Origin of the sequence: Desulfospira joergensenii DSM 10085 (genome assembly GCF_000420085.1) — a bacterium.
GTDB classification, from domain to species: domain Bacteria; phylum Desulfobacterota; class Desulfobacteria; order Desulfobacterales; family Desulfobacteraceae; genus Desulfospira; species Desulfospira joergensenii.
Genome location: NZ_ATUG01000001.1, coordinates 1,204,159 through 1,227,513, shown reverse-complemented (window position 1 = coordinate 1,227,513; position 23,355 = coordinate 1,204,159). Strand labels below are relative to the sequence as shown.

The following is a 23,355-nucleotide window of genomic DNA, read 5'->3' as shown; positions in this document are numbered from 1 at the left end:
GTCAACCGTCCGGGAGGAATGAAGCCCTTGGCGTTAAATTTTTTTGAGTTTTTCCAGCCCGGATTCGGTTCCCAGCAGAATCAGAATATCGCTGTCCTTGAGGATGAAATCCGCACCGGGAATGAATCTGACTCTTTCAGGCACCAATTCCTTGATGGCCACAATCTGGACCCCGTATCGGTTGGTTATGTTGATCTGCTTCAGATTTTTGCCGATAAATTTTTGGGGTACGGCCAGTTCGATGATCCGATATCCCTCCAGAAAGGGCAGGTAATCGATGAGGTTGGGATTGTCCAGGCGTTCGGCCATGGAAACGGCATTGTCCTTTTCCGGAAAGGAGATCTCCTGGATTCCCAGTTTTTCCAGTATTTTCTTATGGGGATCGCTGATGGCCTTTGCCACGATATTCCGGACGCCGGTTTCCTGGAGATTCAAAACCGCCAGGATGGAATCCCCGAGAACGGATCCGATGCCCACCACAGCCGTGTCCACATCTTTGACCCCCAGCTCCTCAATGACGCCGGCATCTGTGGCATCTGCCACCACGGCCCGGGTCACATGATCTTTGATGTTTTGAACCAGGGTTGGATTTTTATCAATGGCCATGACCTCATGGCCTTTCTGATACAGATGGGTGGCCAGATAGTATCCGAAATTGCCAAGGCCGACGACTAAAAATTGTTTCATACTTTTTCCTTTATCCGATCATGATATTTTCCTGGGCATAGGAATACGGTTTTGGGGTTGCTTTTTTGCTGGCGGAAATGGCCACGACCAGAGGACCGAGACGTCCGATAAACATCATCAGAATAAGAATCAGCTTGCCGGGGGTGGAAAACTCCGGGGTGATTCCCGTTGACAGCCCCACGGTTCCGAAAGCGCTGACCACTTCAAACATCACCTCCAGGAAAGCGCCGCGGCTGAGCCGATGGGAAATGTCCCCGATGGCCACCTGCTGGAGCAGAATGATCCCGACAATGATTATTGTCAGGCTGATCATGACCAGGCTGACGGCCTTGGAGATGCTCTCTGCTGATATCCTCCGGTAAAAGACATGGGGATGTTCCTGTCCCCGAAACCGTGAAATCCCAAGGATGACCATGCTGAAAAAGGTGGTCACCTTGATTCCTCCGCCGCAGGATCCGGGCGCCGTGCCGATGAACATCAGCAGAATGGTGATAAACAGGGTTTCGTTGGCCAGGTTTCCGATGTCAACGGTATTGAATCCCGCGGTCCGGGCGTTCACGGCCTGGAAAAATGCAGCCAGGGCCTTATGGGGCAGGGCCATCCCTCCAAGGGTGTTGGACCACTCCAGCAGCAGAATGGCTGCCGTGCTGCCGACAAGCAGCAGCAGGGTGCCGGAGAGGGTGAGTTTGGTATGGAGGCTGAAGTCGGACCAGAACCGCCGGGAAAGGGAAAATTTCTGCCGGATCTCCGCCAGGACCACAAAACCGATTCCGCCGAGAATGATGAGCATGCAGATGTCGATGTTCATGACCCAGTCCCGGCCGAAACCGGTGAAGCTGTCCGGGAAAAGGGAAAACCCGGCGTTGCAGAATGCGCTCACGGAATGAAAAACCGCGTATCCCACGGCCTTGTCCAAAGGCTGAAGGCCGTAAAATCTTGAGAACATGAACAAAGCCCCGATGAATTCGATGGCAAAGGTGAACCGCAGAACATCCTTTACCAGGGATTTCATTCCTTTTCCCTCACCATAGCTGTACGTGTCCCGGATCATCTGCCTTCCGGTCATGCTGACCCGCCTTCCCATGGAGAACAAAAAGGCCGTTGAGAGCACCATGATTCCGATGCCGCCGATCTGGATCAGCCCCAGGATGACGCTTTTCCCGAAAAGCGTAAACGTGGAAGCGGTGTCCGCCACGGTCAGCCCGGTTACACAGACAGCGGACGCGGCAGTGAACATGGCATCGATAAAGGGCAGGCGGCCGGAGACCGTTGAAACGGGTAAAAGCAGCAGAAAGGTGCCCATGAAGATGAGCAGGCCATACATCAGTATGGAGAGCCGGCCCGGTGATTGGGAGATGCTCGCGGCCCAGGTTTTTCTCCGGGGTTTTCTTTTAAAATCCATACTCATTTCAAAACAATAATCAAAAAAAGAAAAAATTCAAATCATTCCCCTGTTTCAGGGCCCCTTTCAGGCGGTTTGGGCCCGGGGCAGTCAAATCTCCAGGTCCATCTGTCTGACCAAACCTCTGAATACTACGCCCGGCAAACAGGAAAATCAAATCCTGAACCCAAAAAAAAAGATCCGTACAAAAGTCCATGACCCTGCCGGGATTTTCCCAGGATGACCGGGCCGGTCCCCGGATCTTTAATTTTGGAAGAGATTTCATTCTTTGCCATGAAGATTCGGGAATGGTAAGATGAGCCTTGGAAAGCCGTCACAGACAATGGAAAAGTGAGACGACCCGACCGTTTTTACGGCTTTTCCCGATGGATGTTTTTCACTTTTCCCCGCAAAGGAGATCCCATGAAGATACTGGTTCTATACTATTCCAAGGGAGGAAATACGAAAAAGCTGGCCCAGTCCGTTTTAGAAGGGGTGAACAGCGTGGCGGGAGTTGAAGGGGTATTAAAAGATACCCGGTCCGTCACCAAGGAGGACTTTCTGGAAGCCGGGGGAATCATTGCCGGATCCCCGGTCTATTTCGGGACCATGGCCGCTCAGCTCAAGCAGGTGTTTGACGATTTTATCTCCACACGGCGGAAAATGGAGGGGAAAGTCGGTGCGGTTTTTGCCACCTCGGGGGATCCCACCGGAGGCAAGGAAACCACCATGTTCTCTATCATCCAGGCCCTGATGATTTACGGGATGGTGATCACCGGAGATCCCATGTCTGCCACGGGCCACTACGGGACGGCCTGTGCAGGGGAGCCCGACGAGAAGACCCTGGAGAACGGGATCAAGCTCGGGCAGCGGGTGGGGGAGCTGGGGTTGAAGCTGAAAGCCTGAAGCCGAAATCCAAAAGCCGCTGGGAAAACACTGCTCCCGGACACAATGTTGCCGAACCTAACCGGTGGTGTCGCTAATCCAGTCGAGATAGGGCGGATATCCGTCCTCAATGGGAACCTTCACAATCTGGGGGACCTCATAGGCATGGTTGTCCCGGATAAAGGTTTCAAGTGTCTTATAGAGCCGGTCCCGGGTTTTCATGACCAGCCGGATCTCCGGCTCCGTGCAGACCTTGTCCTGCCAGGTGTACATGCTGGTGACGGTGCTGAGCTGGACACAGGCGGCCAGACGGTTTTCAATGATTTTGGATGCCAGGGCCCGGGCCTCGTCTTCTCCCGAACAGGTGGCAATGACCATGCAGCAGCTCATTTATCCTCCTTGAAATGTATGGTCCCAAACCGATGGCTTTTCGCTTTGGGCTTTTGACTTTAAGGCTTCATGCTCTTGGGTTCAAAATCAAGGGTGGCAAAATAATCAGCCGCGGTTTCTGCCCTGCGGATGAGATCCACACTGGAATCCTTTCTTAAAAGCAGTTCCTTGGGCCGCAACTGGCCGTTGTAGTTGAATCCCATGGCATGTCCGTGGGCTCCGGTGTCGTGGATGACCAGGATGTCTCCCCGTTCGGTCCGGGGAAGATCTCTCTGAACGGCAAATTTATCGTTGTTCTCGCACAGGGCACCCACCACGTCCACTTTGCCGTTGATGGGCCCGCTTTCTTTTCCGTGGATATGGATGTGGTGGTAGGCGTCGTACATGCCCGGCCGCATGAGGGCGGACATGGAGGCGTCCACGCCCACGTAATCTCTGTATATATTTTTATGGTTGATCACGGTGGTGACCAGGACCCCGTGGGGCCCGGTGATATACCGCCCGCTTTCCATATAAAGCCTGGGCACCCAGCCGTTCCTGTTCTTGAATTTTTCAAAGGAGCGGGTAATGCCCCGGGCCATGGCGCCAAGGTCAAAGGCCTTTGCCTCCGGGGTGTAGGGGATACCCAGTCCGCCGCCGATATTGATGAACTCGAATTGGATTCCCAGGTCGGCATGGAGCTTTTCAACGGTTTCCAGGAGCATGTCCGCGGTCTCCACCATATAGGCGTAGTTGAGTTCATTGGAGGCCAGCATGGTATGAATGCCGAACCGCTTCACCCCCAGCTTCAGGGCCTGTTCATAGGCACCCCGGATCTGGCCGCTGCTGACCCCGTATTTGGCCTCCACTGGATTGCCGATGATGGCATTGCCGGTCCGGCTGGGACCGGGGTTATACCTGAAACAGATCAGATCGGGTGTCTGGGGCAGTTTGGAGATCAGTGAGATATCGTCCAGGTTGAGAATGGCGCCTCCCTGATCCATGGCCGCCCGGAACTGGCCCTCGCTGGTATTGTTGGAGGTAAACATGATCTCTTCGGCCCTTGCCCCCACCTGTCTGGCCAGGACCAGTTCGGGCACGGAGCTGCAGTCGAACCCGAATCCTTTTTCCCGGACCAGTGCCATGACCGTGGGATTGGGCAGGGCCTTTACGGCAAAGTACTCCTTGAATCCCGGGATGGCTTTAAAGGCGGTATTGAGTGTGTCACAGGTGTTCTTGATCCCTGCTTCATCGTAAATGTGAAAGGGGGTGCCAAAGGTGTTGACAATGTCCGGCAGAAGAGGGGACAATCGTTTTTTAAAATCATCTGACATGGGCATGGTTCGGTCTTCCTTATATTATGTTTTTTTCTGCATTCTGTCTCAGGGGGAGTCGGGCAGCATGATTTTTGCACTTTCCTTGAAAGAGGAAAGGACGATAAAGGTTTGGGTGCCCGTAACACCCTCCATGCAGGTGATGTTTTTTCTTAATATCCTTTCCAACTCCTGGTTGTCCGATACCCTGAGCTTTACCATGAGGCAGTCTTCGCCTGCCAGGTAATGGACTTCCTGGACCTGGTCAACGGAGGCCAGTTCCTGTCCGGTTTCCCGTATCCTGGACGGATCCTTCACCCGGACATGGACAAAGGCGATCATGGAGCAGTGGAACATCTCGGGGTTGAGTCTGACCTCGTACCCCTGGATGACCTGCTTTGCCTCCAGCTTCTTGATTCGCTCAAGTACTGCGGACGGGGCCATTCCAACGGTTCTGGCCACTTCCACATTGGGTATTCTCGCCTTTTTCTGAAGGATCTTAAGGATCTCAAGGTCTGTTTTATCCATCCGGGGGTGTGACTCCTGTCTGTTTTTTAAAATTTTAAAGTATAATATTCACTGTAAAAGTTATTGTCAAGAACAATAGTTGGTTTTTTGTTCGCAGTTTAGAATAATATTCATCAAAACCCGGTTATGAACCCGGGTTTATTTTTGTTGATAAAAGCCCTGGTTTCATATACATTTACGAAAGTCTATACCTTAAACCTGAAAATCTTAAGACTTTTTTTGCAATGGATAACCACACAATTAAAATCCTGGTGGTGGATGATGAAGAGGGCATTCTCGATGTGGCCGAAGGCTATTTCCAGAGAAAGGGGTATGAGGTTTATACCGCAGGAAACGGTGTTGAAGCCCTTGATATCATCAAGCGGGTAAAGATCGGCTGCATTTTTACGGATATCAATATGCCCGTGATGGACGGGCTTGAGCTGGCCGAAAGGGTAAGGCATCTGGAAAGCACCCTTCCCGTGGTGGTGATGACCGGGTATCCTTCCCTGGAAAACTCCATCCAGACCCTGAAAAACGGGGTAGTGGATTATCTGATCAAGCCGGTGAACCTGGAACAGATGGAACTCACCCTCCGGCGGATCTTACGGGAGCGGGAACTCTTTGTGGAGAACCTGATCCTCAAGGAAGAGGTGGAACGCCAGGAGCGGCTTAAACAGCTGAACCATGAACTCATTCAGAGGGTAAAGGACGTCAACACCCTGAACCGGGTCATGGAAGATTTTTCCACATTGGATTCCACCCACGGGGTGTATGATAAAGTCGTGGATCTGGGGGTGGAAGAACTCAAGGCTGACAAGGTCTTTTTCCATTTTTATTCGGAAACGGATCATTCCCTTATTCTGATTGCCCAGTCCCCGGTAGAGGGAAAAGATCCCGGGGAATTTGGCGAGTTTGAGGAAGACATCCCCCAAAAGACCCGGGAGTATATCATTGATGCCGTCCAGTCCGATGACAAACCCTTTCTGATATCCGAGTCCAGGGCCAACGACCGGATTGACGACCAGGTCAATTCCTGTATGGTGGTTCCCCTTAAGATAAAGGATAATATCTTCGGGGTGGCCAGTGCATTCATATTTGAGCCGGACCGGTCCTTTAGTGAGAAAGACATCTACTACATGACCTTTATCACCCAGAAGGCAGCATCCGGAATAGAAAACATCGCCCTGTACGGGAACATCATCGAGAACCTGGTCGCCACCCTCCGGGCGTTTGTCACGGCCCTTGAGGCCAGGGATCTTTACACCAAAAAGCATTCTACCCGGGTGGCCAAGTGCGCCCATCTCATTGCCGTGGAAATGGGGTGTAGCCAGGAAGAGCTTGAGATCATCGATTTTGCAGGCAGCCTCCACGACATCGGGAAAATCGGGATCCCCGATGATATTCTTTTGAAACCGGGGAAACTGACCGCTGAAGAGTATGAAAAAATCAAAGAACACCCCGCCATTGGAGCGGATATCGTAGGGAAACTGGGGGTATGGGACCGGGAAATGGAGATCATCCGTTACCACCACGAGAGGTTTGACGGAAAAGGCTATCCAGAAGGGCTGAGGGGAGAGGAGATCCCCAGGCTTGCCCGGATCATGTCCGTGGCCGACTGCTATGATGCCATGGCCTCTGACCGGTCCTATCGAAAAAGAATGGAAACCGACCTGGTATTTCAAATCCTGAGGGAAAATTCCGGGTCCCAGTTTGATCCCGAGGTGGTGGATGCTTTTTTAAAGATTGCAGACAAGGGCCTTCTCCATGATTTTTAATGGGTTGAGTCGCATTTTAAAATATGCTACCTTGATTTCCAGGAATTTAAGAGCATACGGAGTTATTTTGCCATGACCGCTTCAGATGAAAAACGGAGGCACCCAAGGGTTGGATTTTCCACCCGGATCTTGGTTGTTCTCAGTGAGGAAGGCCGGCAGGTCGAGCTGGAAGGCAGTTCAAAGGATTTAAGCCTGAGGGGGGTTTTTGTCAATACGGACAGGCAGTTTGACAAGGGAACTCCATGCTCGGTGAAGATATACCTGAGCGGCGGCATTGAGGAGGTTGAGCTGCTGCTTGAGGGAACCCTGGTCCGGCAGACTGAGAAAGGGATTGGGGTTGTTTTTGATTCCATGGATGTGGATACGTACGCACACCTGAAAAACATTGTGATGTACAACAGTGCAGATGATTCGGCCTGACAGCAACCCGTGTTAAGAGTGATTCAAAATGGATGTAAAACTTGTCAACCCATTCATCAATGCCACCATCAATGTTCTGGAGACAATGGCCTTTGTGAGAGTAACTGCCGGGAAACCCTATGTGAAAACAGATAACCAGGCCGTAGGAGACGTATCCGGCGTGCTCGGGCTTACAGGTGTTGCCAATGGGACCATTTCAGTGACCTTTGAAGAGAATTGCATTCTGACCATTGTTTCCAAAATGTTTGGTGAAACCATGGACAGCCTGAACCATGAAATTGCCGATGCCGTGGGGGAACTGACCAATATGATATCCGGCCAGGCCCGAAGGGAGCTGGAAGATATCGGCAAGGTGTTCAAGGCGGCCATCCCTTCTGTGATTACCGGTCACAACCATAGTATTACCCATTATTCCGATGGGCCTAAAATAGCAATTCCCTTTAATACAGAAGGCGGAGACTTCACAATTGAAGTATGTTTTGAAAGATAGAAAAAGGGTGTTAATGCATATGAAGGAGGAAATGTGGCAATGGACACATCCATCAAGGTTCTGATTGTTGACGACTTTGCTACCATGCGCCGTATTCTGAAGAATATTTTAAAACAACTGGGTTTTAAAAATCTTGTGGAAGCTGATGATGGTACAACTGCCTGGGAAGCCCTGGAAAGTCAGGAAATAGATCTGATCATCTCCGACTGGAACATGCCTAAAATGACAGGGCTGGAACTTTTGAAGAAGGTCCGTGCCAGTTCTCAATTTGCCAAAATCCCTTTTTTAATGGTGACTGCGGAAGCACAGAAGCAGAATGTCATTGAGGCGGTTCAGGCAGGGGTCTCCAATTATGTGGTGAAACCCTTTACTGCCGAGGCCATATCTGACAAGCTTTCAAAGATTTTAAAATAATGACCCCAAACATGACCCAGCCCCAAACCCTTGACCCGGAAGGCTTGGCCAAAGAGGGGTTTGACCGGTCCGGCATCGCCGGAACCAGCAAGGGCTTGCTCAGGGTTCTGGATACGGCCCGCAAGGTTTCCAGATCCGATTCTTCAGTTCTTATCACCGGTGAAAGCGGCACCGGAAAAGAGTTGATTGCCCGGGCCATTCATTTTAACAGCTCCCGCCGCGACGGTCCCATGGTGGTTATCAACTGCGGGGCCATCCCCAGCGAACTCCTTGAAAGTGAACTCTTCGGCCATGAAAAAGGGGCGTTTACAGGCGCACACCGCTCCCGGATCGGCCGGTTTGAAATCGCGGACAGGGGAACCATCTTCCTGGACGAGATCGGAGACATGAGTCCAGAGCTCCAGGTGAAACTGCTCAGGGCTCTCCAGGAGAGGCGGTTTGAAAGGGTGGGGGGAACCCAGACCATTGAAGTGGACATCCGGGTAATCTCAGCCACCAACAAAGATCTTGAAAACGCCATTGAAAAGGGCGATTTCCGGGAGGACCTTTATTACAGGCTTAACGTTATCCCCATCCATATCCTCCCCCTTAGGGAACGCAGGGAAGACATACTGACCCTGGTGGATCATTTCCAGGGCAATCTCAGGTCACGCCTCAGCAATTTTCAGGTGAAAGAGTTTTCAAGTAAAGCTGCCCAGGCACTGGTAAACTACGACTGGCCCGGCAACATCCGGGAATTGGAAAATATGGTTGAGCGGATTTCCGTTCTTGTGGAAAAACAAAGGGTTGAAATCAAAGACCTGCCCGGACGGATCACCCATACCGATTCGGATCAGATTCTGCCCGGCGTGGCCTCTGTTTTTGACAGGGGAATGGGCTTTAACGAGGCGGTGGAACAATACCAGCGGGCCCTGATCTTCCACGCCCTCAATGAAACAGGGTGGGTAAAGGCGAGGGCAGCCCAGCTCCTCAAGATGAACCGGACCACCCTGGTTGAAAAAATTAAAAAAATCGATCTTGAGCCCGAACCGGAGATGCCTGTCTTCTAACTGCTAAATCTCTTTTCTAGAAAAAGCAATTCTTCCCTAGGCTTAATTCTAAGCTTTGATTCTCTTTTCCGATTTGCTATTATTAAGTTTGGACCTGTACCAGGTAATGATGGGAATGGCATATTATTTGCTTTGTTTTTTTCCTAAATTTGTTTTTCCGAGTCAATTTCCCCGGAAGGGCTATTGACATGGTTCCTTGAACCGGATTTTTTATTCAATCCATTGGGAAGAAAAGCATTATGAGAAAATTACATTACAGACTGTCCCAAAAAGGGGTGATAATCCTCCTGATTTTCTATGGGTTCATTTTCATCCCCCGGGCCGCCATGGCTGACCGGGCCACCTTAAAGACCATTTTTATCCGGGAAGATCCCCTGTCCATCGAGTTTTCCGTCACCCGGAAGGTGCCTGTGAAAGTGATTCAGATTGAGAAAAAAGAAGTGCTGGTGGCTTTGAAAAATGTAGATGTCCCAAGGGGTCTGAAGATCAAAGGAAGGAAAGGTCCGGCCATCAGGGATATCAGTATAGAGAGTCTGGAAGGGGATGTGGTGGCCGTGGTTGTCTCTTCCTTTTCCGATTACGGTCCCATCAGCTCCGGGTTTGACAAGGCCGGTTCAAATTTTATCCTTCACCTGAATAAAAAATCCGTTTCCGGATCCAAAAAGCTTCCCCAGGAAGCAGGGAACGAGGCGAAATCCCCGCCAAAAGCGGAAAAACCCGTATCAAATCCGGCTCCTGCACAACCTGCCCCGGAAAAGGTCGGTGAAAAAATGGAGTCCGGGGTCCAGGAAACCCGGTCCCTTGAACAGACCCGGCCTCTGGAAGTTGAAAAACCCAAGGTCCAAAAACCGGCTGCCAAGGGAGCTTCCCTGAAAACCTCTGGGGTCCAAAAAGAGAAAAGCGTCAAAATATCGACACCTCCCCCCTATGTTCCGCCAAAAAGAGAAAAGAGTGAGTACCGGGGAGACATCAGTGACCTTTACCGGGTCATCAACCGCATGGAGTGTGATTCCAGGGAAATTCAGAACGCCATCATATTCATCAAAAAGGATCTCTATCAAAAGGCCTTTGAGCTCCTGGACCAATACGTATTCAATGAAAACCTCAGATGCATTGAACAGGTCCATTTCCTCAGGGCCTTTGCATATTATAAAAGCCTTGAAAAGAAAGATTCCGAGGGGCTGCTGAAAGCGGAGCGGATGTTCCAGGAGACATTGATATCCTATCCCAGATCCCCCCTTGTCCCCTTTGCCTATGCCTCCATCGGAATGATTCATACGGCTTTGAACAACCACTATGCCGCAGAGGGGTATTTCAATATTGTCAAACAGGGGTACCAAGGCTATCCGGGCATGCCCGAGGTCCTTTTCCATCTGGCAGAGATCTACACCAGGCAGGGATACACGGACAAGGCCCTCAGGTATTATAAAGAGGTGTTTGAATCCACCGTTGAAAATTCCTATATCCCGGATGCGGGGTTTGGCTACGGAAGAGCCCTTTTTGCCCAAAAACAGTTTTACAACGCCCTGACCCTGTATAATTATCTGGTCAAGCGGAATGTCAAGCAGGTGTATAAATCCCCGGACCTTCTCCTGCAGATGGGGGATGCCAATTTTGAACTGGGGCTGAGCAAGGCTGCCAGGGAAAATTATATCCGGGGTCTGAATCTTTTTCCGGAGATTCCGGACCGGGACGTCATCCTGAGCAAGGTGGGGGATACCTACGGCCTGGAAAACAACTCTGAAAAGGCCATTAAATTTTATGAGCTGGTCAGGGAAAAATTCCCGGATACCCAAGGGTTTATCAACTCTTCCATTGGAATTGCCCGGTACCTTGAGACAGACCAGGAAAAGATCGATATCTATGAAATGGTCAAAACCAAATTTCCGGAAAACACCTATGCCAGGATTGCCATGATGAGACTGGCGGAGATTTATCAGAAAAACGGAGAGTACAACAAGTGCATCAAGGAGATCGAGGATCTCTTATCCACCCATCCCCGGGGATTGAGATATGAGGCGGTCAAACTCATGCAGAGGGCCTATGAGGCTCTTTTTGAAAAACAGATGAAAGAGGACGGATATACCCGGGTTTTGAATCGGTATGAGGCCGAACAGGTCAAGATCGGCAAAATGGGATCCAGAAAGGTTGAATTCAGTGTGGGCATGGCCTATCTGACGGCCGGACTCCATGAACAGGCATTTAATCATTTGATTAATGCCTATAAACAGTATAAAAGATCAGAAAGATCCCCTGAACTGCTTTTCGGCCTGGGACTGGCCATGGATGAGTCCGGCAGGGACGAGGATGCGGTCAAGTTATTTTCGGGATTTTCAAAACGGTTTCCAAAAAACAGGAAGCGGGTGGAAGCATTGACCAGAATGGGGACCATCTATTTTGAAAAATCAGATTTCAAGCGGTCCGGTGACAGTTTTAAAAGAGCCTATGCCGCATCCAGGGATTATATTGAAAAGGGTGAAATCCTGCTTCTCCATTCAAATGTATACGAGCGGAACAAGGATCTAAAAACCACAGTCAATTTCAGGGAAAAGGCAATCAAGGATTTTGCGGCGGCTCCCGGAAAAAATTACGAAATTTTAACAGAGGCCTATAAGATCTTGGGGGAAACCCGTATCCAGCTGGGCGCCTATGCCCGGGCAGCAGACGCATTTTCCAAGGCCTTAAGTTTTTCAGAAGGGGAGCGGGCCAAGGCAAACCTGGGGTTTCTCCTTGGAGACGCTTACCAGAAGGGCAATATCATGGATAAAGCCAAACAGGCCTTTGAGCAGGTGGCCGATAACTACGATTCGGTCTGGGCCAGGCTGGCCAGGCAGAGGCTGACAACCCTGGACCTGGCCCAAACCGTGCAAAACTCCTGACCAAGGGATATAAGGTAATAGTGCCCGGACATCGAATCTTCATCATACTGGAAAATCCAAAAGAACGGATGGAGTATGTAGAAATGTTTGAGGGCCTGGGTTTTCTGGTGGATGCAGTCCCCGAAGGAAGCCGGGCGGCGGAATATCTGGTTGAAAAAAAACCGGATGTGGTCATTGCCGATGATGCCACCCCGGAATTTTCATCCATAGATTTTTTGAAAAAGAATATTGAAATCCTTCCCTCCTGCAAAACCATTATTCTTTCCCCCGAACCCCAGGTGGATCATGCCGTAAATCTGATGAAAACCGGTGCCCTGGATTACCTGATCAAACCCGTGGACAGACGGCAGATTGAATTGAGCGTCCGGCGGGCCCTGGTACTGGGCAAGCGGGAGGAAACCACCGGAGAACAGGGGAAAAAGACGCCCGGCAGCAAAAGGAAAAAACTGGTTATCATTACGGAAAGCTCCGGAATGAAAGCATTGCTCAAGCTGGCCCAGAGGGTATCCGACTCAAGCGCCTCCGTGCTGATTCAGGGGGAAAGCGGCACGGGCAAGGAGTTGTTTGCACGGTTTATCCATGAAAAAAGTCGGAGAAAACCCCTGCCCTTTATTGCGGTAAACTGCGCGGCCCTTCCTGAAAACCTTCTGGAAAGCGAATTGTTCGGCCATGAAAAAGGAGCCTTTACCGGAGCCATAAGCCGGAAAATCGGAAAATTCGAATTGGCCGATAAGGGGACCCTTTTCCTGGATGAAATCACCGAGATGCAGTTTCATCTCCAGGCCAAGCTTTTAAGGGTACTCCAGGAAAAAGTCGTGGACCGGGTGGGAGGCGTCCAGCCTGTGGAGGTGGATGTGAGGGTGATTGCCACCACCAACCGGAATGCAAAGGAAGCCGTGGAAAAAGGAGATTTCCGGGAAGACCTTTTTTACCGGCTGAATACCATTCCCCTGGTGATTCCCCCCTTAAGGGAAAGGCCCGGAGATCTTGAGCCCCTGTGTGATTTTTTTATTAAAAAATATTGTAAAATTGACGGCATGGATGTCAAGGGAATGACAAACCAGGCCCTGTCTGCTCTTTCCTCCCATTCTTTTTCCGGCAATGTCAGGGAACTTGAAAATATTATCCACCGGGCCGTTCTCCTGGCCGATTCCCCCATGATAGAGACCCGCGATTTGATGATGGATGATATCATGCCCAGGCCGGATGCGGATATTGAGGCCGGTGCCCAGACCGTTTCCTTCCCGGGTACAGGCTCCCTCAGAGAGATGGAACAGAAGATGATCTTCAAGACCCTTGACCAGACCGAGGGCAATCGAACCCATGCCGCCAAGATTCTCGGCATCAGTGTCAGAACTCTCCGGAACAAGCTCAACGAATATAAAGAAAACGTCTGATTCTCAAATCGGCATACAATTTGCATTTCAACCTTTGAAAGGGTCTGGAAAAGGCCCGGATGAGGCAGGCAAACAAAACCGGATGGAAAGATTCCGGTGGTACAAAATCAATTTGAATAGAACCCAAGCTTCAATGGGGGGAACATGGCGGATTCAAGAATTTACGGACACACCCTTAAAACCATGGGAAAGGCCCTGGATATTTCGGCCAAGCGCCATAACCTGGTGGCCGGCAATATCGCCAACATGGATACCATCGGGTACGAACCCAGCGATCTGGATTTTAATAAGACCCTGAAACGGGCCATGGGTGAAAAGGAGCCGGATTATCTTGCCAAGACCCATGAGAAGCATCTCTCCATGAACGATGATGAACCCTTTTCCCTTGAGGGAAAAAACAGCGAGGAAGTGGATATTTACCACCTCGATTCCGTGAATATCGATACGGAGATGATGAACCTCATGGAGAACAATATCAAGTACAAGACCACCACGGAACTTCTTCTCAGGAAGATGAAGATACTGAACTACTCCATAGATGAAGGCGGCAAATAATGTTTGAACAAAAACTGACCCATCTGCGGCGTTGCTGCAGGATTCCAGGATCCCCACGTACTTTTTGTACGCTCCGGTCTTGAAATCCTTTGCGTCTTGCATCCGGGCAAGTTTTCACCCAAACATCAGAATCAGATATGATACAGACAGACAAATAAGGGGATAAACCGAATATGGATTTACTCAATGCGTCGAAAATCAGCGGAACCGCCTTGGCAGCCCATCGCCACAAGCTCAACGTCATTGCAGAAAACCTGGCCAATGTGGACACCACCCGGACGGAAGAGGGCGGGCCTTATCGGCGGAAAATGGTGATATTCAAGGGAGATGATATAGACTCCTTTAAGAGTGTCATAGAAAAGAAGCAGGCCAAAGAAGAGAGCTACGGGATTGAATTCACCCCCATTGAATTTGATTCGGACGAAAAAGAAGACAAGGGAGACGGGGTCAGGGTGGACCAGGTGGTCAGATCCCAGGAGGATTTCAGGCTGGTGTACAATCCGGCCCATCCCGATGCAGATCCGGATACCGGGTATGTGAAAATGCCCAATGTGGATCATCTTACCGAAATCGCAGATATGATGGTGGCCCGGAGAAGCTATGAGGCCAGTGTAACGGCCCTGTCCGCCACCAAGGATATGATCGCCAAGGCCCTTGAAATAGGGAAATAAGTCTAAGGAGGTCCCATGACCGATATGAATGCAATCCAAGGCAGGACCCATTTGAAAACCGAGTCCATTGCCAGCAGAGCGGAAAGGCGGAACCCGGAGTTTTCCCAGCGCCTTAAGTCCGCCGTGCTCGACGTCAATTCAAAACAGCATACTGCCGACCAGTCCGCCGAAGCGGTGATCAAGGGGGAAATGGGCATCCATGAAGGAATGATGGCCATGGGCAAGGCCGACACAAGCCTGCGCCTCCTGGCCCAGGTCAGGAACAAGGTGATGACGGCCTATAATGAGATTATGAGAATGCAGATATAATGGTATTTAACGAAAACTCACCCATAGGGGGCGTTGCCGCTGTGTTTGAATATGGGCTTTCGTTCAAATGCCCGGTTCCGGCCGGTTGTAAATATCTTGTCAGAATGGAGTAAAAAGATTTTATGAATCCCGTCATAGAGAGAATCCTCACCAATTTAAAAGAGATGTCCCTTTACAAAAAGATCAGCCTGGGACTGCTGGTACTGATTCTTATTGCTGGGTTTGCCACCATGTTTATCTGGGCCAACAAGACCAAGTTCAGGGCCGCCTATTCCGGGCTGACAAAGGAAGATGCCGCCGCTGTGGTGGAAAGGCTCAAGGAATCCAATACCCCCTATCGTCTGACAGGAGACGGGACCACCATCATGGTGCCCGAGGAAATCGTCTATGATGTCAGGCTGACCATGGCCAAGGAAGGCATCCCCAAAGGCGGGGGCGTGGGGTATGAGATCTTTGACAAGAGCGAATTCGGCACCACCGAGTTTGTCCAGAAGATCAATAAGAAAAGGGCCCTTCAGGGGGAACTGGTCAGAACCATAAAGGCCTTTGATGAGGTTAACAATGCAAGGGTGATGATCGTTCTGCCCAAGGATTCGGTATTTGTGGAGGAAATCAAAAAACCCTCGGCATCCATTCTCCTGGAACTCAACTCGGATCTGGCCAAGGACAAGGTCACGGCCATTGCCCACCTGGTGGCAAGCTCAATCCAGGATCTGACCCCCAAGCTGGTGACCATCGTGGACACCACCGGTAGAATCCTTTTCGAGGGAAAGTCCGAAGACGAGCAGGCAAGGATCGATGCGGAAAATCTTGCCGATGCCCAGTATCAGTATAAGGTAAGGTTTGAAGAAAACCTTACCCGCCGGGTTCAGACCATGCTGGAAAGGATCGTGGGAAAAGACAAGGCCATTGTCCGGGTGACTTCTGAAATGGATTTTTCCCAGAAAAGTCTGAACGAAGAGATATATGATCCCCTTGAACGGGGGGGAGAGTTCATCAGAAGCCGGAAGAACCGGGCCGAAAAAGTGGTCCAGGTCACCGAGGACATAGGTATCCCTTCCAGTGTCAATCCCATTACCGATGAAAACCAGGGGGAGAAGAGCAACGAGCGGATCAGCAAAAGCGACGACACGGTGAACTATGAAATTTCCAAGCAGGTCATGGCCACCAGCAAACCCATGGCCGTGTTGAAGCGCCTTTCCGTGGCCGCGGTCATTGATGGGACCTATGAATTCCAGGAGGATGAAAACGGCAATCAGAAACGGGTTTACCAGCCCCGGTCCGATGGAGAAATGAAACAATTTGAGAATATCGTGGCCAGGGCCATGGGATACAATGAGGAGAGAAGCGACCAGGTATCCATGGAGTGCTTTCCCTTTGCATCCATTGGCGACCTTGCCCAGGCCAAGCCTGAGCTGACCGGCTGGAAAATGGTCCAGAAAGAATACGGCCGGCTCATTGCCAACCTCCTCCTGGTCCTGATGCTCTTTCTCTTTATCATCCGGCCCATTATCAAGACAGTACGGGATATCAAGGTGACCATAGAGCAGGAGGCCCTGCCCGGTCCCGAGGATATGGAACTACTTGAAGAAGGGGAAAAAGAGCTTAAATTTGAAGAGATGGATGCCCAGCAGCAGCGGGACTACCTGGAACTGATGACGGAATCTGAAAGAGAAAGTTTCCTCCAGACCATGAACGCCACTGAACGGGCCGCCTATGTCGCCAACATGACGGTGAATGAAAAGGCCCGTTATTATGCCAAGAAAGATCTTTTCAAAACCGTGAATATCATCAAAGGCTGGGTAAGTGAATCCAGGGAAGAAGAGGACTAGACATGGCAGATGCATTGAATCCTGAAAACATGGAAGGACGGATGAAGGCCGCCATCTTTCTCATGGTCATGGGAGAGGACTTCGCCACCCAGGTGTTTGAGAAGATGAGCGAGGAGGAAATCGCTGAAATTGCCTTTGAAATGTCTAAAGTCGATCACATCACCCCTGAGATGCTGAAGGCCGTATCCATTGAATTTGTGGAAAAATTTGAAGGCGAGACCAAGATGATCGTAGAGGGGGATGCCTTTATCAAGAACGTTGTGTCAAAGACCCTGCAGGAAAAGCAGGCCAACGCCATCCTGGAGGATCTGGAGAAGAAAAAGCAGGACAAGCCTTTTATCTGGAGCAGAAACATCAATGTGGGAACCCTGGCCGGGTATGTGGAGGGGGAGCATCCCCAGACCATTGCCATGATCCTGGCCCATATGCCCACGGAGATCTCCTCTGAAATTTTAATGAGCCTCCCCGAAGAGAGAAAGGGGGATATCGCCCTGAGGGTGGCCCGGCTGGGCCAGATTTCAGAGGATGTTGTCCGGGATGTGGACAAGGCCCTTAAGATGGAGCTGAGCGGGGCCGTAGGACCCGGAGGCAAGGCCGGCGGGCTCGAAGTCCTGGTGGATATCATCAACGGGGTGGACAAGTCCACCGAGGATGCGGTCATGGAGTTTGTGGAAGAGGATGATGCGGAAATGGCCGCTGAAATCCGGAACCTCATGTTTGTATTTGAAGATCTGACCAATATCGATGATATGGCCATGAGGGAGATCCTTAAAAAGGTTGAGGGTCAGCAGCTCACCTATGCCCTGAAGACAGCCACGGAAGAGATGAAGGATAAGATTTTCTCCAACCTTTCCCAGAGGGCCGGAGAAATGCTCAAGGATGACCTTGAGGCCATGGGACCGGTTCGGCTGACAGAGGTGGAAGAGGCCCAGCAGGCGGTTGTCCGGGCAGCCAAGGAACTGGAAGCCGACGGAACCATAACCCTAGGAAAAGGAAAAGATGATGTCCTTGTCTGATATTGAACAAGAGGGGTTTAAACCCATTGATCTTACCTCCCTTGATACCTTTGACGGTGAAATAGAGGGCAAGGTGGGCGATCCTGATTTTGACCGGTTCAAGCTGCTTTTTGACCCTTTCGAACTGGCAGGGGATGAACCCGTATCCTTTCAGGCCCTCTTCTCCTTTGAGAAACAGGCCAAGGAAGAGCCTTTTGAACCTCTGGTCAAGGCCCGGAAAACCAGGCTGGACCCTCCCGGGGCCGGACCGGCGGATGAGTCCGGGGCAGAAGGGCAGAAAGAGGAAGCCGTCGAAGAGCGATCGCCCGAAGAGCTGGCCATTGAACAGGGCTATCAAGATGGGTTTCAGCAGGGCCTTGCCAAGGGCGAGGAAGAGGGATTTAAAAAAGGAGAGGCCCAGGGGTTTGCCAAAGGAGAGGAAGAGGGGTTTAAAAAGGGGGAGGCAGAAGGCTTTGCCAAAGGAGAGCCGGAAGGGTTTGCCCAGGGTGAAAAACAGGGGATTGAGGCCGGAGAGCAGCAGACCCGGGAACAGGCCGAAAAAATCCTCGACACTTTGAAAGAATCCCTCAAGGGTGTGAATGATCTGCTTGACAATCTTGTGGACAAGCATGAAGAGCAGATCCTGGGCCTGGTTTTTAAGATTGCCGAAAAAGCCGTGCTGGCCTCTGTGGATTCCAATGATGAAGTCGTCAGACTCACCATCCTGGATGCGTTGAAGAGTCTTGCCCGGCCCGAGGAGATCGTACTGAGCATTTCTCCTGAGGATTATGAGTACGTTGAGATGATCAAGGACAGTTTTTTCATAGAGGTGGAGTCTCTGACCCAGGTCGCGGTTCAGTCCGACCCCCTGGTCTCCCGGGGAGGATGCCGGATCGAAACCTCAACGGGATCCGTGTCCACAGACCCTGAAACCAAACTTAAGGCAGTCTATGATGCCCTGATCCAATCGGGGAAGCCAATGTAAAATGGATCCCCTGGATAAAATCGATTTTAAAAAATATATCGGGGCTGTGGAAGGGGCTCCAACCCTGAAGCCCGAGGGCCGGATTTCCCAGGTGGTGGGGCTGATCGCCCAGGGGGACAGCCTGGGACTGGGGGTGGGCAGTATCTGCTCCATTATCAATGACCGGGGAGAAGAGGTCAAGGCGGAGATTGTCGGGTTTAAACAGGAGAAGGCCCTGTTCATGCCCTATGGGGATATCCGGGGCGTCAGCCTGGGAAGCCGCATTGTCCCCGTGGCATCCTCCCCCATGGTGGGGGTGTCGGACCAGCTTCTGGGACGGGTGATCGACGGCATGGGCAACCCCATAGACGGCAAGGGGGAAATCCGGGCATCTGCAGAATATTATCTCTATGGAAAAGCCGTGGGCCCCATGGACAGAAAGCCCATCAAGGAGCCCCTGGATGTGGGAATTTCCGCCATTAATACCATGATCACATTGGGAAAGGGGCAGCGGGTGGCCATCATGGCAGGTTCCGGGGTGGGCAAGAGCGTTCTCATGGGCATGATGACCAAGCATACTGCGGCGGATGTGGTTGTGATCGGGCTCATTGGAGAGCGGGGCCGGGAGGTCAAGGATTTCGTGGAGGATACCCTGGAAAAAGAGGGCATGAAACGGGCCGTCGTGGTGGCCGCCACTTCAGATACCCCTCCCCTGGTCAGAATCAGGGGAGCATATCTTGCCACAACCATTGCAGAATATTTCAGGGATCAGGGAAAAAATGTCCTGCTCATGGTGGATTCCATTACCCGTTTTGCCATGTCTTCCAGGGATGTGGGCCTGGCGGCAGGAGAGCCTCCCACCACCCGGGGGTATACTCCTTCTTTTTTCGTTCAGATCCCCATGCTTTTGGAAAGGGCCGGGAGTCTTGAAATGGGCGGCTCCATAACCGGGATTTACACGGTTCTGGTGGAGGGGGATGACCTGAATGATCCGGTGGGAGATACGGTCCGTTCCATTGTGGACGGGCATATTGTCCTTTCCCGGGATCTTGCCAACCGGGGCCATTATCCGGCCATTGACGTGCTTTCCAGCGTATCCAGGGTCATGAGGGATGTCAGCTCAAAGGAACACCTCTCCGTCCGGGAACAGGCCGCCAGAATCATGGCAACCTATAAAAATGCCGAAGACATGATCAGCATCGGTGCCTATGTGGACGGATCAGACCCCGGTATCGACAAGGCCAAGAAGCTGATGCCGGGAATCAACCGGGTCATGCGCCAGGGAATCGATAAGAAAATGGACCTTAAGTCAAGTATTGACGCGCTCAGAGTCATCCTGGGCAACAAGGGGAAGAATAAATAGGGACCATGAAACGCTTTGATTTCAGATTACAGCCCCTGCTCAATTACCGGACCTATCTTGAACAGCTTGCCCGGCAGGATACGGCTAAGGCCCGGATGGACGTGATGGACAGCAAAAACAGGATTGAATCCCTTAAAAATATTCTTGCCGCTTCGGCGGGCAGGATGGAGGAACTGGTGGAAAAGGGGGTAACCGCATCCTTTTTAAAGCAGTTTACCAATTATATGGACGGAGCGGCTTTTGACATGGAAAATGAAATTCAGAATAAAGCCTCCCTTGAAATAGTCCTTGAACAAAAGGTCGAAATCCTTAAGAATAAAAGCATAGAAAAAAAGTCCATGGAACGCCTGCGGGAGATGCGGAAGCAGGAGTATGTTCAGGATATGATGAAACTGGAACAGAAAAGCCTGGATGAAATATCATCCCTGAAAACGGCAAGGGAGATTTCCGATGAAATTGAATAGAAAAGTATTTTCTTTTCTTGCTGCTTTTATCCTGGTGTCGGCCCTGGGCAGTACCGGAGTTTGGAAAAAAGGGTTCAATTCTCCGGGAAATGCCCTGGCCCAGGACGAAGAAGAGGAAAAGGCTGAAGAACAGGCTCCCTGTCCTGAGTGTCCTGAATGTCCGGATCCTGCCAAGGTGGTTCTCAGGGGGCTTGAAGAAAAAAAACAGACCATTGAAAAGGCACGGAAAACCCTTGAACAGGAAAGAAAAGACCTGGAAAGGTATGAAGAGCAGATCGATGAGAAACTGACGGCTCTGGAATCGGTTAAGAAACAGATCCAGGATGATCTGGCCCTGATCGAACAAAAGAAATCCCAGAAAGAACTGGAAAACGAGGCCGCCTATGAAGCTAAACTCGCCAGGCTGGTTAAAATGTACGCGGCCATGAAACCCAAGAGTGCCGCCCAGATCGTGGATAAAATGGATCTTGAGGTGGCCCAGGAGATCTTCTTCAGGATGCGGGAAGCATCGGCATCCCAGATCCTCTCCTTTGTGGATTCCGGGAAAGCCGCCAAAATCAGTGAGAGACTCGCCTATAAAAGAAAATAGACCCGGGTTCCATCCCTCAATACAGCGATAAACCATTCAAACCAGGAATTTTGAGTACCAAGTTCCTGGTTTTGTTTTTGGGCCCCGGCCTTCCCGTTTGCATCGGGTAATTTTTTCCCATGGCCATTCATCTTCATGGGGAAATATATTCCAAAATTGATTATGTCTTTCGTAAAAAAACCGGGGTTCTATTTCCTAATAATCTGATTTTAAAGACAAAATAATCATGTTGCCGTGAATGGCATGATCATTGCTCCAAAAGCAGATAAAGAAAAGTCCAAAAATTACCGCAAGGGGTTAAAAGGTGTTTTATGAGTTTTGCATTTGCTGACATAGGCGCGAATTTTGTTGATCTGGTCCAGCAGCATATCCCCCGGGCCGGAACCGCCGGCAAAGGAGATTCCAAAGTCCAAGAATTTTCCGACCGCCTGGACCAGGAGATTAAGGCCCTGGACAGCCAACCCGGTTCAAGTTCCCTGTTCAGGACTGTTTCCCAGTCCGGAGTTACAGACCACACTAAAAAACTGGAAGCACTTGTGGAGACCCTTTCCCAGGAAAATCCATCCGGAACAGAAACACTTTCCAAATTAAGAGATTTTTTTCTGTCCCTTTCAAACGGAGATCTCAATAGCATCTCCATTGATGCCCAGGGCCTTGAAGACTTGAAAGAAATACTGGTTAAGGCCGGGTTTGATTCAGATGAGGTGGACGAGGTCATGTCCGAACTTCTAGAGGGCACAGGCGGGGGAAAAATAGGGATTGCCGATCTGATGGCCGGTCTCTCAGAACTGGACAGCGAGAACGAAGGGGATGAAGAAGAGGATCAGACCCTGGTGGAAAGTTCTTTCCTTCCCTTTCTTCAGTCCATCTTACAGGAGCTGGGGCTGACGCCTGAACAAGTGGACATCGTTGTCGGCCAGGCAGATAAGGGAGAGGGCGGAATTGATCTTAATCAGATCATTGAGGACTTAAAAGCCCTTGAAAGTGCAGCCTCGGATGGGGGGTATTCATTTGAGACCCAGGCCGGGGATGATTCCTTTGTCAAGCTGCTTGAACAGATGGGCCTGAAAACAACCGGAACCCAAGGGGAGACCTTTTCCCTGACATTAAAAGATTTTATTTCATCCCTGGAAACATTAAAAGAGAAGATGTCAGAAAGCGGAGCCGGGGAGACCCAAACCCTAACCGGCCAGTCCGGAACGGCAGAGGACAAGCCATTTGAACTGATCAATTCCCTGTTTAAACATCTGGAAGTCCAGACCAAAGAAGCAGGCAGTGATCCGGTCTTCTCTGAATCCCAGATCCGGGATCAGTTCAAGACCGATCTGATCTTATCAAAGGAAAACAAGACAAAAAATCCTTTTTCAACGGGACAAGCCAACACGGAGAGTAAGCCGGATTTTAAGGAGTTAGAGTCCTTGTTCAAAACCAGCCTCACCAATGAAGGGGAAAAGAAAACCGGGCCTGAAAATTTCTCCTTAAAAAAGCTGGTATCCGATCAGGCCAAAGAAGGAGAAAAGAACATCGACCAGAACCTGGAAACAGGGATAGAGACAAAGACCCAGGATTCAAAGCTGAGTATCCTGCGGACAAAAGCCAATATCAGGAACCTGCCCAACCATGTGACCCAGCAGGTGAGTAAAAGCCTGGTGAAGGCCATCAATCAGGGAGAGAGCAGCCTGAAAATCCAACTCAACCCCCCGGAACTGGGCAGGCTGGTCATGACCATTGATAATACGGGGAACAGCATGAAGGTCAGCATCCTGACCGAAAATCAGTCTGCCAAAGATATTCTGGTCGGCAATGCGGGCGAGTTAAAAACGGTACTCACAAGCAGCGGCATCAGTCTGGATCAGTTTGATGTGGATATGAGTTCGAATTTCAGACAGTCCATGGCCGATGCCAGAAACCCGTCCCAGGGATCCGGAGGAAAAAACAGGGGAAAGAACAAGACCCTGGTTGAGGGGTCTTCGGCTGAAACCGATTCTCTGGGTCCTGTTTCGGCCCAGGAGGGGACATTGCATTATGTCGCATAGAGGAGAGA

23 protein-coding genes are annotated in these 23,355 nt (G+C 50.7%); 18 read left to right on the top strand and 5 right to left on the bottom strand.

Going from position 1 to position 23,355, the window contains the following annotated elements; all coding sequences use genetic code 11:
- Window positions 1–33: 33 nt before the first annotated feature.
- Window positions 34–687 (bottom strand): potassium channel family protein, encoded by a 654-nt coding sequence (locus F608_RS0106155; RefSeq protein ID WP_022664738.1) that lies wholly within the window; start codon window positions 685–687, stop codon window positions 34–36.
- Between the two features lie 10 nt (window positions 688–697).
- Window positions 698–2,089, bottom strand: coding sequence for a TrkH family potassium uptake protein (locus F608_RS0106150; RefSeq protein WP_022664737.1), 1,392 nt, complete (start codon window positions 2,087–2,089; stop codon window positions 698–700).
- Window positions 2,090–2,491: 402 nt separating this feature from the next.
- Between F608_RS0106150 and F608_RS0106140 the strand changes: the two genes are divergently transcribed.
- Window positions 2,492–2,974 carry a flavodoxin family protein gene (locus F608_RS0106140; protein WP_022664735.1) on the top strand — a complete coding sequence of 161 codons (483 nt, stop codon included), beginning with the start codon at window positions 2,492–2,494 and terminating at the stop codon, window positions 2,972–2,974.
- A gap of 57 nt (window positions 2,975–3,031) precedes the next feature.
- Here the strand turns inward: F608_RS0106140 and cutA are convergent, their stop codons facing one another.
- Genes cutA through F608_RS0106125 form a run of 3 tightly spaced genes read right to left on the bottom strand, consistent with a single transcriptional unit; the run spans window position 3,032 to window position 5,163 of the window.
- Window positions 3,032–3,343 carry a divalent-cation tolerance protein CutA gene (gene cutA, locus F608_RS0106135; RefSeq protein WP_022664734.1) on the bottom strand — a complete coding sequence of 104 codons (312 nt, stop codon included), beginning with the start codon at window positions 3,341–3,343 and terminating at the stop codon, window positions 3,032–3,034.
- Between the two features lie 59 nt (window positions 3,344–3,402).
- Window positions 3,403–4,662 (bottom strand): diaminopimelate decarboxylase, encoded by a 1,260-nt coding sequence (gene lysA / locus F608_RS0106130; RefSeq protein ID WP_022664733.1) that lies wholly within the window; start codon window positions 4,660–4,662, stop codon window positions 3,403–3,405.
- 42 nt (window positions 4,663–4,704) lie between these two features.
- A complete protein-coding gene (locus F608_RS0106125) occupies window positions 4,705–5,163 on the bottom strand; it encodes an Lrp/AsnC family transcriptional regulator (protein WP_022664732.1) in 459 nt (152 codons plus the stop codon).
- Window positions 5,164–5,387: 224 nt separating this feature from the next.
- On the opposite strand from F608_RS0106125, the gene F608_RS0106120 reads away from it, so the two are divergent.
- The 17 genes from F608_RS0106120 (at window position 5,388) to F608_RS0106035 (ending at window position 23,347) form a co-directional block, all read left to right on the top strand.
- On the top strand, window positions 5,388–6,920 hold the full coding sequence (locus tag F608_RS0106120; RefSeq protein ID WP_022664731.1) for an HD domain-containing phosphohydrolase: 1,533 nt from the start codon (window positions 5,388–5,390) through the stop codon (window positions 6,918–6,920).
- A gap of 72 nt (window positions 6,921–6,992) precedes the next feature.
- The gene (locus F608_RS0106115; protein WP_022664730.1) at window positions 6,993–7,340 is read left to right on the top strand and encodes a PilZ domain-containing protein; all 348 of its coding nucleotides are present in this window, start codon (window positions 6,993–6,995) and stop codon (window positions 7,338–7,340) included.
- A 28-nt stretch (window positions 7,341–7,368) separates the two neighbouring features.
- Window positions 7,369–7,830, top strand: coding sequence for a chemotaxis protein CheX (locus tag F608_RS0106110; protein WP_022664729.1), 462 nt, complete (start codon window positions 7,369–7,371; stop codon window positions 7,828–7,830).
- A gap of 39 nt (window positions 7,831–7,869) precedes the next feature.
- Window positions 7,870–8,244 (top strand): response regulator, encoded by a 375-nt coding sequence (locus F608_RS0106105; protein ID WP_033398069.1) that lies wholly within the window; start codon window positions 7,870–7,872, stop codon window positions 8,242–8,244.
- Window positions 8,244–9,293: a sigma-54 interaction domain-containing protein gene (locus F608_RS37450; protein WP_051148504.1), complete on the top strand. Its 1,050-nt coding sequence runs from the start codon at window positions 8,244–8,246 to the stop codon at window positions 9,291–9,293. The genes F608_RS0106105 and F608_RS37450 overlap by 1 nt, the downstream gene beginning before the upstream one ends.
- Before the next feature lie 239 nt (window positions 9,294–9,532).
- Window positions 9,533–12,172, top strand: a complete 2,640-nt coding sequence (locus tag F608_RS0106095) for a tetratricopeptide repeat protein (protein ID WP_022664728.1) — start codon at window positions 9,533–9,535, stop codon at window positions 12,170–12,172.
- 68 nt (window positions 12,173–12,240) lie between these two features.
- Window positions 12,241–13,569 (top strand): sigma-54-dependent transcriptional regulator, encoded by a 1,329-nt coding sequence (locus F608_RS0106090; protein ID WP_244154247.1) that lies wholly within the window; start codon window positions 12,241–12,243, stop codon window positions 13,567–13,569.
- A gap of 144 nt (window positions 13,570–13,713) precedes the next feature.
- A complete protein-coding gene (flgB, locus tag F608_RS0106085) occupies window positions 13,714–14,124 on the top strand; it encodes a flagellar basal body rod protein FlgB (RefSeq protein WP_022664726.1) in 411 nt (136 codons plus the stop codon).
- A 173-nt stretch (window positions 14,125–14,297) separates the two neighbouring features.
- Window positions 14,298–14,795 (top strand): flagellar basal body rod protein FlgC, encoded by a 498-nt coding sequence (gene flgC / locus F608_RS0106080; protein ID WP_022664725.1) that lies wholly within the window; start codon window positions 14,298–14,300, stop codon window positions 14,793–14,795.
- 15 nt (window positions 14,796–14,810) lie between these two features.
- The gene (gene fliE / locus F608_RS0106075) at window positions 14,811–15,104 is read left to right on the top strand and encodes a flagellar hook-basal body complex protein FliE (protein WP_022664724.1); all 294 of its coding nucleotides are present in this window, start codon (window positions 14,811–14,813) and stop codon (window positions 15,102–15,104) included.
- Between the two features lie 122 nt (window positions 15,105–15,226).
- Window positions 15,227–16,936 carry a flagellar basal-body MS-ring/collar protein FliF gene (fliF, locus tag F608_RS0106070; RefSeq protein WP_022664723.1) on the top strand — a complete coding sequence of 570 codons (1,710 nt, stop codon included), beginning with the start codon at window positions 15,227–15,229 and terminating at the stop codon, window positions 16,934–16,936.
- A 2-nt stretch (window positions 16,937–16,938) separates the two neighbouring features.
- Window positions 16,939–17,952 (top strand): flagellar motor switch protein FliG, encoded by a 1,014-nt coding sequence (fliG, locus tag F608_RS0106065; protein WP_022664722.1) that lies wholly within the window; start codon window positions 16,939–16,941, stop codon window positions 17,950–17,952.
- A complete protein-coding gene (locus F608_RS0106060) occupies window positions 17,936–18,916 on the top strand; it encodes a FliH/SctL family protein (protein WP_084680997.1) in 981 nt (326 codons plus the stop codon). The genes fliG and F608_RS0106060 overlap by 17 nt, the downstream gene beginning before the upstream one ends.
- Window position 18,917: 1 nt before the next feature.
- Complete coding sequence (locus tag F608_RS0106055) at window positions 18,918–20,258, top strand: FliI/YscN family ATPase (RefSeq protein WP_022664720.1); 1,341 nt, start codon at window positions 18,918–18,920, stop codon at window positions 20,256–20,258.
- Between the two features lie 5 nt (window positions 20,259–20,263).
- Entirely contained in the window at window positions 20,264–20,722 is a 459-nt protein-coding gene (gene fliJ, locus F608_RS0106050; RefSeq protein ID WP_022664719.1) for a flagellar export protein FliJ, read from the top strand.
- Complete coding sequence (locus F608_RS0106045; protein ID WP_022664718.1) at window positions 20,709–21,311, top strand: MotE family protein; 603 nt, start codon at window positions 20,709–20,711, stop codon at window positions 21,309–21,311. The genes fliJ and F608_RS0106045 overlap by 14 nt, the downstream gene beginning before the upstream one ends.
- Window positions 21,312–21,622: 311 nt before the next feature.
- The gene (locus tag F608_RS0106035) at window positions 21,623–23,347 is read left to right on the top strand and encodes a flagellar hook-length control protein FliK (RefSeq protein WP_022664716.1); all 1,725 of its coding nucleotides are present in this window, start codon (window positions 21,623–21,625) and stop codon (window positions 23,345–23,347) included.
- Window positions 23,348–23,355: the final 8 nt, after the last annotated feature.